The organism is Clostridium sp. 'White wine YQ' (assembly GCF_028728205.1).
In the GTDB taxonomy this organism is placed as follows: Bacteria; Bacillota; Clostridia; order Clostridiales; family Clostridiaceae; genus Clostridium_T.
On sequence record NZ_JAQYUU010000001.1, the window covers coordinates 404,178 to 419,176 of the forward strand.

General features: G+C 29.8%; 10 protein-coding genes. 8 read left to right on the forward strand and 2 right to left on the reverse strand.

Features of this window, described 5'->3' with window-relative positions:
* Nucleotides 1-168 precede the first annotated feature (168 nt).
* A complete protein-coding gene (locus tag PTZ02_RS01895) occupies nt 169-2,166 on the forward strand; it encodes a fructose-1,6-bisphosphatase (protein WP_274226134.1) in 1,998 nt (665 codons plus the stop codon).
* A 93-nt stretch (nt 2,167-2,259) separates the two neighbouring features.
* Here PTZ02_RS01895 and PTZ02_RS01900 read toward each other — a convergent pair whose 3' ends face one another.
* A complete protein-coding gene (locus PTZ02_RS01900) occupies nt 2,260-3,114 on the reverse strand; it encodes a MurR/RpiR family transcriptional regulator (RefSeq protein ID WP_274226135.1) in 855 nt (284 codons plus the stop codon).
* A 260-nt stretch (nt 3,115-3,374) separates the two neighbouring features.
* Here PTZ02_RS01900 and PTZ02_RS01905 point away from each other — a divergent pair, with 260 nt between their 5' ends.
* From PTZ02_RS01905 to PTZ02_RS01925, 5 genes are all read left to right on the forward strand, one after another.
* The gene (locus tag PTZ02_RS01905; protein WP_274226136.1) at nt 3,375-5,171 is read left to right on the forward strand and encodes a bifunctional diguanylate cyclase/phosphodiesterase; all 1,797 of its coding nucleotides are present in this window, start codon (nt 3,375-3,377) and stop codon (nt 5,169-5,171) included.
* Between the two features lie 107 nt (nt 5,172-5,278).
* The gene (locus PTZ02_RS01910; RefSeq protein WP_274226137.1) at nt 5,279-7,282 is read left to right on the forward strand and encodes a cell division protein FtsA; all 2,004 of its coding nucleotides are present in this window, start codon (nt 5,279-5,281) and stop codon (nt 7,280-7,282) included.
* A gap of 17 nt (nt 7,283-7,299) precedes the next feature.
* Nucleotides 7,300-8,478: a M20 metallopeptidase family protein gene (locus PTZ02_RS01915; protein ID WP_274226138.1), complete on the forward strand. Its 1,179-nt coding sequence runs from the start codon at nt 7,300-7,302 to the stop codon at nt 8,476-8,478.
* Nucleotides 8,479-8,598: 120 nt separating this feature from the next.
* The gene (locus tag PTZ02_RS01920; RefSeq protein ID WP_274226139.1) at nt 8,599-9,570 is read left to right on the forward strand and encodes an RluA family pseudouridine synthase; all 972 of its coding nucleotides are present in this window, start codon (nt 8,599-8,601) and stop codon (nt 9,568-9,570) included.
* Nucleotides 9,571-9,580: 10 nt separating this feature from the next.
* Nucleotides 9,581-11,188: a putative polysaccharide biosynthesis protein gene (locus PTZ02_RS01925; protein ID WP_274226140.1), complete on the forward strand. Its 1,608-nt coding sequence runs from the start codon at nt 9,581-9,583 to the stop codon at nt 11,186-11,188.
* An 87-nt stretch (nt 11,189-11,275) separates the two neighbouring features.
* Here the strand turns inward: PTZ02_RS01925 and spoVB are convergent, their stop codons facing one another.
* Nucleotides 11,276-12,781 carry a stage V sporulation protein B gene (gene spoVB, locus PTZ02_RS01930; RefSeq protein WP_274226141.1) on the reverse strand — a complete coding sequence of 502 codons (1,506 nt, stop codon included), beginning with the start codon at nt 12,779-12,781 and terminating at the stop codon, nt 11,276-11,278.
* A 170-nt stretch (nt 12,782-12,951) separates the two neighbouring features.
* Between spoVB and PTZ02_RS01935 the strand changes: the two genes are divergently transcribed.
* Both PTZ02_RS01935 and PTZ02_RS01940 read left to right on the forward strand, forming a co-directional pair.
* A complete protein-coding gene (locus PTZ02_RS01935) occupies nt 12,952-14,250 on the forward strand; it encodes a PQQ-dependent sugar dehydrogenase (RefSeq protein WP_274226142.1) in 1,299 nt (432 codons plus the stop codon).
* Nucleotides 14,251-14,985, forward strand: coding sequence for a zinc dependent phospholipase C family protein (locus PTZ02_RS01940; protein WP_274226143.1), 735 nt, complete (start codon nt 14,251-14,253; stop codon nt 14,983-14,985). It begins immediately after the preceding gene.
* The last annotated feature ends 14 nt before the right edge of the window (nt 14,986-14,999 follow it).

Consider the following 14,999-nt stretch of genomic DNA (forward strand, 5'->3'; position numbering starts at 1 on the left):
TAACATATTAATTTATGATAGATAAGAAAATATGTGCTACACTATTTATTTAAAGTATATAACATTGTACAAAAACAAAAGAAATAGTATACTCTATATATGAATTAAATTATGAAATGATTATTAATTTTAGATTTAAATTAGCCTTTAGTCTTAGGAGGAAATACTATGTCTTATATTGAAGAAGATTCAAGTAAAGAGTTTCATGACAAACTAAAATATCTTAAACTCCTATCAAATAGTTATCCAACTATAGCTGATGCTTGTACAGAAATAATAAATTTACAGGCGATTTTAAACCTTCCTAAAGGAACTGAACATTTTCTGTCAGATATTCATGGAGAATATGAACCTTTTATTCATGTCTTGAACAATGCTTCAGGAGTTATAAAACGTAAAGTTGATGATGTTTTTGGTAATATATTGAGCCTAAATGAGAAAAAAAGCCTTGCCACTTTAATATACTATCCAGAGCAAAAAATAGAATTAGAACTGAAAGAACAGCAAAATATCGAAGATTGGTACAAAATAACACTATATAGATTAATTGATATGTGCAGACATGTATCTTCAAAATATACCCGTTCTAAGGTAAGAAAAGCTCTACCAAAGGATTTCTCATACATTATAGAAGAACTTCTACATGAACAACCAGCCAAGATGAATAAAGAAAAATACTATGAGGAAATAATAAAAACCATAATTAGTGTGGGTCGAGCTAAAGAATTTATAGTAGCTATATCAAAGTTAATCCAACAACTAGTAATAGATAGACTTCATATAATAGGGGATATATTTGATAGAGGACCAGGAGCAGATATTATAATGGATACTCTTTTAAATTATCACTCTATTGATATTCAATGGGGCAATCATGACATAGTTTGGATGGGGGCAGCAGCAGGAAGTGAGGCATGCATTGCAACAGTTCTTAGAACAAGTGCAAGATATGCAAATCTAAGTACCATAGAAGATGGCTATGGAATAAACCTTTTACCATTAGCAACCTTTGCCATGGAATTTTATAATGATGATAAGTGCGAATTCTTTAATCCTAGGTTTGAAAACGATAATACTTGCAATGATAAAGATGTAAAACTTATGGCAAAGATGCATAAAGCTATAGCTATCATACAATTTAAACTAGAAGGAGATATAATTAAAAGACGTCCATACTTTAGAATGGATGAACGATTACTATTAAACAAGATAGACTATGATAAAGGCATAATTAATTTGAATGGGCAAATATATAAATTAAGGGATAGTAAATTTCCAACTATAAATCCTAATGACCCATATAAATTAATCCCAGAAGAGCTAGAGCTTATAGATAAGCTTAAATCATCCTTTTTAAATAGTGAAAAGCTACAAAAGCATGTTAGATTTCTTTTTGCAAAAGGAAACTTGTGTTTAAAGTATAATTCTAACTTACTATTCCATGGATGTATTCCACTAAATGAAGATGGAAGCTTTAGAAAAGTAACCATTGGAGCTTCGGGTAAAGAATACTACGGTAAAAATTACTTAGACAGATTAGAGATTTTAGTAAGAGAAGGATATTTTTATAAAAACAATCCAGAGGCTAAGCTATATGGCATGGATATAATATGGTATCTGTGGAATGGGGCAGATTCACCTCTTTTCGGAAAAGACAAGATGACAACCTTTGAAAGATATTTTATAGAGGATAAAGCAACCCATGTAGAGAAGAAAAATTACTATTTTGAACTAGAAGATAACGAGAGTGCATGTAATATGATCTTTAAGGAATTTGGGTTAGATCCAAAGATTTCTCATATAATAAATGGACATGTACCTGTTAAGTTAAAAAAAGGAGAAAGTCCGATAAAGGCAAATGGAAAACTTCTCGTTATAGATGGGGGATTTTCAAGGACGTATCAACCTGAAACTGGAATAGCAGGTTATACACTAATATATAATTCTTATGGGCTATTACTAGTATCACATGAACCTTTTGAATCTACGCAAAAAGCTATTGAAGAAGAAAAAGATATTCTTTCAACTACAATAGTGCTAGAACAGGAAGTTGAGAGAAAGCGAGTTGGGGATACAGATATTGGGGAGGAACTCAAAATTCAAATTGCGGATTTAGAGTGGCTTTTGGATGCATATAGAACAGGAATAATAAAAGAGCAACGATAATAAAACTTAGAAAAGGTGCAGTATTAGCTTTTTAGTTAATCATGCACCTTTGTTTACTTTCCAGAATAGATTTTATTACTGTAGTTCATTAATTTAATTATTATTCTCCGAGATCTTCCTATAGGTATCAATCTTATACGTAATATTATTATTGTAATCAAGTTCAAAATAGCATGTATAAATACAGTCTAAAAGATAAAGCAAGGACAATCTTGTTGAAAAGGACGATATCTTATTAAAGTGGTTTTCATTTGAACTTAAATACAGATTATAATTAGCATATTTAGTTAGTGGGTTTTCATTAGTAGAGGAAATCAAAATAATTGGTGTTTTGTTCTTTTTTAATATTTCTGCTATGTCTTGTATGATTTTTCCTCTTCCTTCATATGAAAATATTATAGCGATATGCTCTTTATCACTAGTGGATGCAGTTAAACGTTGAAGATACTCTTCCATTGGAACGTTAATAAAAGTTCCGATTTCCTGCATTTGAAACTTAAAATTTTCTGCAAAATATATATTTCCCGCAGATGTATAAAAATCAATATGCTTAGCTTCTTTTAAAGCGTTGACAATTAATCTTAATTGATCTAAATCTATTAAATTTAGTGACGACACTAAAGTCTGTTCATATAATTCTTTCATTTTCAAAGATATTTGATGCTGATTCTCGTTTTGTTTAAAAGGGTAATTGTAATCTAAGGAATTCTGTTCTTTTAAATATTCATTAATAGATACAGATACTTGTACCTTAAGTTCTGATAAACCTGCTAAGTCAAGTTTTTGACAAAGGCGATAGATAGTTGAAGCTGAAATAAAGCATGTCTCACTTATTTCAATTGCACTCATTTTAATAAACTTCTCTGGATTCTCTTCCATATAACTAACTAATATTTTTTCGTTTGCAGTTAAATTAGTCAATTTGTTTAATTTAGTAAAAATATTCATCTAATCACCTCGTAAATATTATACAAAAATACGGCTTTTAATGCTATTTTATATTAAAGCTTTTGCTTATGTAGAATTTTGTCATCCATTGTATAGTATTTGGATATTTTGTTTTATGATGGAATAAAATGAAAAAAATCCTTGAAAAAGCTGATATTTTATAGGTTTATAAGATTAAAGGAATTAATAATATATATTGGTAAGTTCCAAAAAATATGATAAAATTATAAGTAATCTAGCATAATACGAGGAATAATTATATGGAATACTTAGAGAATTTTGAAAATGCAATTGATTTAATTAAAAACGGATCAAAAGATGCAGAAAAAGTTAAGAAAATTGTAAAGGATTTATATGATCAATTAAAGTACAATGAAACAACAAAAAAGCTCATAATTGAAGGAGCTGCAGATTACGTATTTGAATGGAACATAGAGAAGGATTACTTTAATATATCTGAAGACTTTATTAATTTAGTAGGATTAAGTAATGTTAATAGTATTAATAGAAAAGAATTAAGTAAAGCCTTTGATATACTAATTCATGATGAGGATAGAAATAGGGTTAAAGAGTTAATATATGAATTTTTAGATGGAGAGAATGAATACTTTATTTGTGAGTGCAGAATCTTAAGAAACGATGGAGAATATGCATGGATTTATTGCAAGGGAAAAGGTATACATGATGAAACAGGAAGTCCATTATTAATGGCAGGATCCATACTTGATATTTCAGAGAAAAAATCTTATGAAGATTATATAATTAAAATGGCATTTGTAGATCAACTAACTTTATTACCAAACAGATTAAAGTTTGAGCATGATTTTAATAATTTAACCAATAATGATATTATGGGAGAAAATAAGTTCTCAATATTCATGTTTGATATTGATAATTTCAAAAACTTCAATGATACTTTTGGGTGTAATTTAGGTGATAAGGTAATTAAAGAGATATCTGAATTCTTAAGTACCCTAGATTTGAAATCTTATAGTTCATATAGAATTGGTGGAGATTCTTTTATATTACTAGTACATCAAGAAGATAAGAATGACATAATTTTAAGTTTAAATAAAATACTTAATAGATTTAAGTCTACTTGGAACATATCAGGATATGAATATTATTTTACAACTTCAATAGGAGTAGTAAGTTATCCTAAGGACGGAAAAGATGTAGAAACAATATTAAAAAATGTTGAGAGTGCTCTATTTAAATCAAAACAAGAAGGTAAAAATAAATATACCTTCTACTCTAAAGAGCATCATGATAGATTTCATAGGCAAATTCAACTTGAAAATAGCATGAGATGTGCGGTTAATAATAATTTTGACGGTTTTTATGTTGTCTATCAGCCGATAGTAGATAGTAATACTAAAAATTTAGTAACTGTTGAGTCTCTATTACGATGGGAACATAAAGATTTAGGAATGATTTCTCCACTTGAGTTTATTCCAATTGCTGAAACTTCAGGTTTAATAGTGCCTATGGGTGAATGGATACTTAAGGAAGCAATTTCTCAGTGCTCAGCTTGGAGAGTAATGGGAATAAATGATTTAACTGTAAACGTAAATCTATCAGTAAAACAGCTTCAAGTTGATGGTTTTGATAAAATGGTTATGGATTTACTTATGGAAGCAGGATTACCATCTGAGGCATTAACCTTAGAAATTACAGAGTCATTAATAATGACTGATTTTATTCATTCTTCAAGGATATTAGAAAATCTAAGAAATGAAGGAGTTAAGATATCCATAGATGATTTTGGTACTGGATATTCATCTCTTAGTTATCTAAGAAAATTACCTGTAGATAACTTGAAAATTGATAGGAGTTTTATTAGTGATATTGAGTCAGATAAGTATTGTGTGTCATTTACTGATACTATGATAAATTTAGCTCATAATTTAAATATAACGGTTACATCTGAAGGGGTAGAAACCGAAAGTCAGTTAAATATTCTTGAGAATTTAGGCAGTGATTATATTCAAGGGTATTATTTTAGTAAACCAATGACTCCTGCAGAACTTGTGAAATATGTTGAGGCGTATATATAATAGAAAGTCTTTCAATGTTGAAACATGCTAAATTATGTAATATAATTTTATTAGGCTCATATTCAAGAGAATATGAGCCTTTATCATAAAGGAGTAGATGAATTAGTATGAGAATAGATGGATTAAATTCAGATAATTTAATATTTGCATTAGATATAGGAACAAGAAGTGTAATTGGTACCGTTGGTATGGTAATTAAAGATAAATTTTCAGTTGTTGCTGAAAAGTATATAGAACATGATGAAAGAGCTATGCTTGATGGGCAAATACATGATATAGAATTAGTGGCTAAAAAGGTTAGAGAAGTTAAGGATTCCTTAGAAGAGGATTTAGGTATTACCTTAAAGGATGTATATATTGCTGCAGCTGGTAGACTTCTTAAAACTCTTGAAGTTACTGTTGAAGAGAGAGTAGACCCTACTGAAGAAATATCTAAAGATATAATCAGAGGGCTTGAAATGCATGGAATTAAGAAAGCTCAAAATAAGATAAATCATCAAAAAGCAGGAAAACTTTATCCAGTTGGATATAGCATTAAGAACTACTATTTAAATGGATATAGTATTTCTAATCTATTAGGGCATAAGGGAGAGCAAATTAGGGCTGACGTAATTGCAACCTTCTTACCTCGTTCAGTTGTAGATTCACTTTATGGAGTAATGAATAGAGTAGGACTTAAGGCTGTAAATATGACCTTAGAACCTATAGCAGCCATGGAAGCTGTCATTCCGCAAAATTTAAGACTGCTTAACATAGCATTAATAGATATAGGAGCAGGAACATCAGATATAGCAATATCTTCAAATGAAACAATTTCTGCTTATGGAATGGTGCCAATTGCTGGAGATGAAGTTACAGAGGTTATTTCTCAAGCTTTATTAGTGGATTTTAATACTGCTGAAGTAATTAAAAGAAAAATTCACACTGAGGATCAAATTACATACTTAGATATTATTGGATTAGAAAATAGTGTTTCAAAGGAACATTTATTAAACATAATAAGACCTGTTGTTACTAAGATGGCACAGGAAGTTGGCTCTAAAGTTATTGCATTAAATGGAGGTAAATCCCCTTCAGCATTATTCCTAGTTGGGGGAGGAGCACGTACTCCACTACTAAATGAGCTTATTGCAGAAAAATTAAATCTTCCCTTACAAAGAGTTGCAATAAGAGGAAGAGAATCTGTTACTCAATGTATACCAATGGATAATAAATTAGGTTCAGAAGGAGTAACTGTACTTGGAATTGCTTTAGTTGGACTTAAGAGTTCGGGAAGAGATTTCATAGATGTACTTCTAAATGACAAAACTATAAGTTTATTTAACTCACATAATCATAAGGTTATGGATGTATTAATTCAAGCTGGTATAAACCCTAAAGTCTTAATGGCCAAAAATGGAAAGAGCTTAAGATTTAATTTAAATGGAAGTAAGAGAATAACTTTCGGAGAACTAGGTGAAAAGGCTAAAGTTTATATTAATGAAAATGAGGAAACACTAGATAGTAAGGTGAAAAATGGAGATAACATTAAGCTGGTATTTGCAAAAGAAGGTAAAAATGCAAGTACAAAATGTATAGAGCTTATTAAAGAAGTGGATTCTAAAAGTTTTTACTTAAATGGTGAGAGTTATTATTTAGATCCTATTTTCCTAATAAATAACCAAAGTGTTACGCCTGATACATACATAAATGAAGGGGATAATGTTGAAATTATATACCCTAAGACAATTAAGGAAATTAAGAAATACATAATCAATGAAGATATAAATTTATATAAAGATGGAAAACTTTTAGAGGATGATTATGAGATATTAGATGGTGAACATATTTCAAAAGAAGAAGTTGTGAAAGAGAATGAAGTTGTTGCAAATGAAGCAGCAAAGGAGAAGTACGAACAAGTTAAAAAAGGAAACTCTATTACTGTAATAGTAAATGATGAGAAGATTGAATTAACTGGTAAGGAATCCTATGTTTTTGTAGACATTTTTAACTTCATTAATTTTGATATAACTCAAGTTAAAGGAAGCTTAAATCTAGTTTTAAATGACAAAAAGGCTGCATATACTGATACTTTAAATAATGGGGATGAAATCAAAGTTTTCTGGGATTAATTTTTAGGAGGAAATGAATGATAAATTTTTTAGAAGAAGCAATAAGCATTAAGGAAGAATTAATAGCATGGAGAAGAGACTTTCATGAAAATCCTGAGTTAGGTTTTGAAGAAGTTAGAACTTCAAGGGTTATAAAAGAGTTTTTAAATAAAGAGGGCATTCCTTTTGTGGAGGCAGCAAAGACTGGTATTGTAGCCACTATTAAAGGAGGCAATGAGGGTAAAACTATAGCTTTAAGAGCAGATATAGATGCCCTTCCTATACAAGATAAGAAAACTTGTGAGTATTCATCAAAGGTGCAGGGGAAAATGCACGCTTGTGGACATGATGCACATACCACAATTTTACTAGGGGCTGCAAAATTATTAAATAAACATAAAGAATCACTAAATGGGAATGTTAAGCTATTATTTGAACCAGCAGAGGAAACTATTGGTGGAGCACCATTTATGATTAAAGAAGGAGCACTTGAAAATCCTCATGTAGACGGGATTATAGGACTTCATGTTAATGAAAGTTTAAGGGCAGGAGAGATTAAGGTTAAGAAAGGTGTTGTTAATGCAGCATCCAATCCTTTTACAATTAAAGTTAAAGGAAAGGGTGGTCATGGAGCAGAACCACATAATACTGTAGATCCTATAGTTATAGCTTCACATTTGGTCCTTGCTCTTCAGCCATTAGTAAGTAGGGAGATATCTCCAGTTAATCCTGCTGTTGTTACAGTTGGAAGTATTAATGGAGGATTTGCTCAAAATGTAATTCCAGATGAGGTTGAATTAAAAGGAATTATAAGAACAATGACGAAAGAAGATAGGGCATATGCTGTAAAAAGAATTGAGGAAATTTCTAAGGGTATAGCAAGTACCTTTAGAGGTGAGTGCACTATTGAAATAGAGGAAAGTTATCCATGTCTATATAATAATGATGATATGGTGGATATAGTAAGAACATCGGCAGAAACTATTATTGGCACGGAAAATATATATGAACAAACAGCACCTTTTATGGGGGTTGAAAGTTTTGCATATTTTGCAATGGAAAGAAATGCTGCGTTTTATTTCTTAGGAATAGGCAACGAAGAAAAGGGAATAAATAAGCCTATTCATAATGCTCTTTTTGACATCGATGAAAATGCATTGCAAGTAGGTGTTGCAATCCAATGCCAAAGTGCATTTAATTATTTGACAAGAGGGTAAAATAAGATTAATCTAGTATAATGGAGAAAGCATATTTAACCACTTTAAGCTATGTATAAAGTGGTTAAATATATGCAATAAATTAAATATCCTATACAAATAAAATATGGAGTTGATTTTGTGAAAATTGAAATAGGAACTAATGAAGCAGGACAAAGGCTTGATAAGTTTGTTAGAAAGTTATTAAAGGATGTTCCTTTAAGTGCTATATTTAAAGCTTTAAGAAAAGGCGATGTCAAGGTTAATGGAAGAAAGCAAAAAGAAAAATATTCTCTTGAAATTGGGGATATTGTTGAAATCAGAAATATAGAGAGTGACCAAAAGAAGAAAGAATTTAATTTCCAAAGAGTTGATGCTGGTGGACTGAAAATAACTTTTGAAGATGAAAATATGTTATTAGTTGAAAAATGGCCAGGAGTTTTAGTTCATTCAGATAAGAAAAATGGAGAGCCAACCTTAACTGATTACGTTTTAAGCTATTTACATGAGAAAGGTGACTACCTGCCAGAGAAAGAAGTTACTTTTACACCTGCACCATGTAATAGATTAGATAGAAATACTTCAGGTATAGTGTTCTTTGGAAAGAACTTTGAATCTTTAAAAGTACTTAATGAATTGATTAGAGAAAGAAAAGTTAAGAAGTTTTATACAGCTTTAGTTAAAGGAAGAATTAATGATAGGGTTTATGAAGGATACATATTAAAAGATCAAGAAAATAATGTTTCTAAAATATATAATGATAGAATTCCTAATAGCAAAAAGATAGCAATGGAAGTTAAAACAATTCAAAGTAATGGAGCATACTCTTTAATTGAAATTGATTTGATTACTGGAAGAAGTCACCAGCTTAGAGCACATTTAGCTCATTTAGGAAACCCAATTATAGGTGATAGTAAATATGGAGATAAGAAGCTAAATGATTTCTTTTATAATAAGTTCGGGTTAAATTATCAATTCTTATATGCATATAAGGTTATATTTAAGGATGTACCTGAAAAGTTTAGTTATTTAAAAAATAAAACAATAGCTGAAAGTTTACCTCCAATGTTTAAAAAGATAAAGGTGGATGTTTTTAAATTTGTTATAAGATAGGGGTTTATCTATGAAAGAACAGTCAACCACTAAGGGCTTTGCAGTTTTATCAGCTGCAGGTTTCTTAGTTAAAATTCTATCTGTATTATATGTACCTATTTTAACAAGGATTTTAGGGGATCAGGGATATGGTATATATAGTAAAACTTATGATGTTTTTATATTCATTTATGCTGTAGCAAATTCAGGAATGCAGCCAGCTATATGTAAGGTTGTATCTGAACTTTCAGCCTTAGGCAGAGAAAGGGATGCCTTAAGAGCTTTTAGGATTGCTAGAAAGTTATTACTAGGAGTTGGTCTTCTATTTACTATTTTATTAATAGTACTCGCAAAACCAATTGCAGCACAGGCAAAATCTGATATAACCTATGGGTTAATAGCTTTGTCACCTACAATTGTTATATCTTCCACACTTGTAGCTTATAGAGGATACTTTAATGGTAAAAATCAAATGAATTCATTGGCTGCATCTCAAGTGTTGGAGCAGCTTATTAACGTTTTTGTAAGTCTTTTATTTGCATTTTTATTAGTTAAGAACTCCTTAGCATTAGGAAGTGCAGGAGGAACAATAGGTACTTCTGTAGGAGCCTTGGTAGCTTGTATTTACTTAATGGTTATCTTTGAATTTAAGCATTTTAGTAGAGAAGCAATAAAACAGCCAATTACAGGCAAGAAGATATCTAATAAGAAGATTATAAAAAAGATTATACAATATGGTTTGCCAATAACCTTAAGTGCAGGTTTATCTAATTTTGGAGCTTTAGTTGATATGTCAAATGTAAGTGGTAGGTTAATGCACATAGGCTTGACCAAAGAAAATGCGGATATATTATATGGTTTATTAAGTAAATATAAAAATCTTATGTATGTTCCATTGATTTTTATTACTGCATTAGGTTCAGCTGTACTTCCAGCTATCTCAAAAGCTGTGATATTAAATGACAGAAAAAATGTTAAATCAAAAATTAACTTCGCCTTAAGATTAACATATGGAATTACAATTCCAGCAGCCTTTGGATTATCTGTTCTAAATGAATATATCTATCTTGGATTCTATGGTAATTCTAGAGGAAGCAGCTTAATGATATTTGGTGCATTTGTAGTTATTTTTATGGGTCTTTCGCAGATAGAAATTACAATTCTTCAAAGCTTGGGAAAATTCAAATTCCTGCTACTTAGCTTGTTTTTTGGAATAGTAGGTAAGATTGTAACTAACTACATTTTAATTGGAATTAAAAGCATAAACATATATGGAGCAGTTATTGGTGGATTTGTATGCTTTGTAATACCTGTTATTATGAATCATAGAAAACTACAACAAACAGTTAGAGTAAAAATTCCACTAATAAGATTAGCACTTAAACCACTATTTGCATCTGTGGTAATGTCCTTAGTCTTATTTGGATTAGACAAGTTCTTTTTATTATTATTACCACACGCTATAACATCTAATAGAATAGTTATAACCTTATTAACTTTTGTATACATAGCATTAGGAGGATTTATATACCTATATCTAATGATTATGACTAAAGGCATAAGGAAAAGTGATATTGAGGGAATATCTCCAAAAGCGTTAAAAGTTATTCCTGGATTTATGAAAAGAAAACTTAGATAAAGATTTGTAAAAGAGGATGTCTTAAAAATAATTTTAAGACATCCTTTTTTGGAGGGTAAAAATTTTAATATAGATAATAGCTTATAGTTAATCCTCCTGTAACTTTCTATTTGCAAAAAGTAAAAATGAGAATAGCAAAACGCAAGAACCTACTGTTGTAAGAGTTTTAAACATAATGCCATCATAAGGTACTACTCTTAGGAATAGGTTTAAGCAGAATAAGGCTAGTACAAAAAATAACAATAATATTAGAATATTACTTATTGATAAATTTAATTTAATACTTTTATTTACTTCATAAAGATTTAGTGATAAACCAACAGTTGCAGTAATGACATTTGCAATGGCAACTCCCAATATATTAATTGAAGGTATAGCAGTTAATATAAAAAGTGAAGTTATTTCTATGAGTTCAACTATCAAAGAATTTCTTAATATCTTTCCTTGTTTACCAAGTCCATTTAGTATTCCAAACATTGTGATAGCAGGAAATAAAATTGGAGTACAAATTGACGCAGACCTAATAAAAAAGCCAAGATCATCTCTACTAAAGAACATCTCACCCAATAAGTCAGGTATTGTTTGACAAATTAGCAAAGTACATAGGCCTAATAAAAAGGCAATAATTAAAACTTGTTTTATTCTTCTGTAAACATTGAAGTATTCCTTACTATGAAGACTTTGAGATAAATCAGGAATCAGTAATGAATTAATGGATGCAATAACTATAATAGGAAAGGTTACTATAACAAAAGCCATTCCATTAAACTTACCTATTAATGATAAGGAGGCAGAATAAGTAAAACCTGCAACCATAAGCCTTCTAGGAACAATTAATGTTGAAATTGTAGTAAAAATAGATGTTAGAAATCCATTTACACCTAGAGGTATTGAAACAAAAAGTACATCAAATAATAACTGAGCTCTACCTTCAGTTCTTCCACCAGAAGTTTTTACACCCATTAAGGTGAATTTATAATAAACAAAAAGTAATGCCAAGCTTTGGAATTCACCAATACATAAAGCTAAATATGCAACTGTAACAAGAGCTGAAAGGCTTTGTGCACTAAATAGGTATATTAGTCCTATTAAAACAAAAATACGCATAGCTTTTTCTAATATATCAATAAACGAAGGCATGGTAACCTTGGATATACCATAAAAATAACCCTTAAGAATATTTGATACAGCAATGCAAAACATAGCTGGACAAGTTATTTTTATAGCATCGATGGTTCTTTCATCATGAACGCCATATGTACCAATCATAGGAGCAAAAGCAAAAACCAGTAGTCCTATAATAGCAGCCCATATTAAATTGAAAAATGCTACAGTTCTAAGGGTTTTAATTAGGTTTGGATAGTCTCCCTTATTGTGATAAAGGGCAGAAACTTTAGATATTGCAGCGATTATACCAGCTGTCATTAGCCCAATAAATAAGTTGTAAACTGGCATAACTAAACCATATAGACCTACTCCCTCAGGCCCTAGTTTTTTTGATAAGTAAATTGAAAAAATGAAACCAAGGACCCCTGTTGTTATATTGGAAGAGGTTAAAATAAAAGAATTTTTATAGAAACTATCTTTGCGCATGTTAATACCCCCTAAAAATATCAATATTAACATATTCTAATAATTGTAAAAATAGTACATAATTCACCTAAATATATAGTAATCAAATTTAACTTTACAAAATATAAATTAGTAAAGGGGTTTACAGGTATTAAAATTTAAATCTCTATTAGGGTATAGGGGGATTTTGAATGAAAAGATTTATTACATTGATATTATTAGCTTGTGTTATTTCTGTGGGTACTTTTTTTATCTATAGGATATCGAGAGAGAAAGTTAAATTATCTGTGTCGAATGGATATGAATATAAAATAATAGCAAAAGGTCAGCAAGGAGCAAAAGCTATTTGTGAAGATGAAAATAATAATATCTATATAGCTTTTAAAAGCGTAATTAAAATAATAAATGAAGATGGAAACGAAAAACAATTATATGAGGATTCTTCCCTAGACATATATTCAATAGTATATAAGGATGGAAAACTTTATTTTGTTTCAGGTAACTCATTGATGGAATTTGAGATAGTAAGTAAAAAAGTTAAAACCTTAATGAATAATCTTCCCAATATGGGTGAGTATAATGAAAGTAAATTGGTTTTAAAAGATAATCAAATATATGTTACTATTGGAACTGTCACTAATTCAGGTGTTGTATCAGATAATCAATTAGTTAAGGATGCGGGTATTTATGATAAAACTCCATTAGATATAACATTAAGTGGCATAAATTATGACCAAACTGGTGCATTTGCTAAATATGGAACTGAGACCAAAAAAAATGAAGTTGTAAAAGGAGTTTTTCCAGGAAATGCGTCCATAATATATTATGACTTAAGTAATCAGAATAAAAGGCTTTATGCTTGGGGAATAAGAAATATAGAAGGAATTGATTTTAATTCAAAAGGGGAAATATATGCAGCAGTTGGAGGAATGGAGCCTGTAAAGCCTAGGCCTATATATGGAGATGTAGATTATATTTATAAGATAGAGAAAGATATGTGGTATGGATGGCCAGATTTTTCAGGCGGGGATTCGGTTGATTCCTCAAGATTTGGAGATAAAGAGAGTGAGAAACCACAACTATTATTATCAATTCATCCTAGTAAAAACCCACCAGCTCCTTTTTTCCAAAGCAAGAATCTTTCAGGCTTGACAGCATTAGCAATAGATAAAAAAGAGATTATGTTTGAAAAAGATAGCATTATTTTCTTTGACAAAAAAGAAAATAAGGTATTTACTTTAAGTAAAGAGGGAGTATTGAATTCATATATATCCCTAAAAGGAAATGGAGAAATTAATGATATAAAAGTTGATAATACTGGAATTATACTGTTAGAAAAAAATCAAGGAATTGTATTTCAAGTATTTAAAGAAAATAATGAAAATGCCATTTCTTTCTCAAAGAAATTATTAATGACAATTTCATTTATATTATTAATATTTATAGTAACAATAATTATAAAACTTAAACTAACAAAAGAGGTGAAATAATTGGTCAAAAGGATAGAAAATGCTTATGGAAAAGTTGTAAGAGGGGTATTTTTTGCTGTAAACCCAATAAAGAAGGTAGCTGTAAAAACTACATGTATAATTCATAAGTTTATAAATATTCAAAGTATACAGATTCTTCATAATGAAGGAGAACTGGAGGCTTGGAGCTTTTATAAAGAGCATATAAGACAATTAAATGCCGGAGTAAAATGGGCAGACAGTGATTTTAAAAGTTCAAATCACTTCTTCCATTATGAGAAGGAAAAAGGACTTTATGGATTATCAAATGCCTTAAGTGAATGTGAAAAATATCATAAGATGTCTTTAGAGCATTTAAAAAAAGGTGAACTTGAAAAAGCATTATTCTATTTAGGTGCAGCTTGTCACTTATTACAAGACTCAACAGTTCCACACCATGTTAATAATAAATTATTAAAGAAACATAGAGAATTTGAATTATGGATCATATCAAAACTCTTTAATGATTATGATTTTACTCAAGAGGTTGGTATAATAAGAAATGAGTCAGTAAGAGATTATATCAAGAAGAACGCAATATTTGCTAATGCTACTCATGAGGGATATAGAACTATTGAAAATAAAGAGGAAAGATATTATTTAATAGCATCAGAGATATTGTCAAGAGCACAAAAAACTACTGCTGGATTTTTACTTGATTTTTATAATAAAAATTTACAAAATAGAAATTTACAACATAGAATTCCTTCTGCTTGAAGGAATTCTTTTTT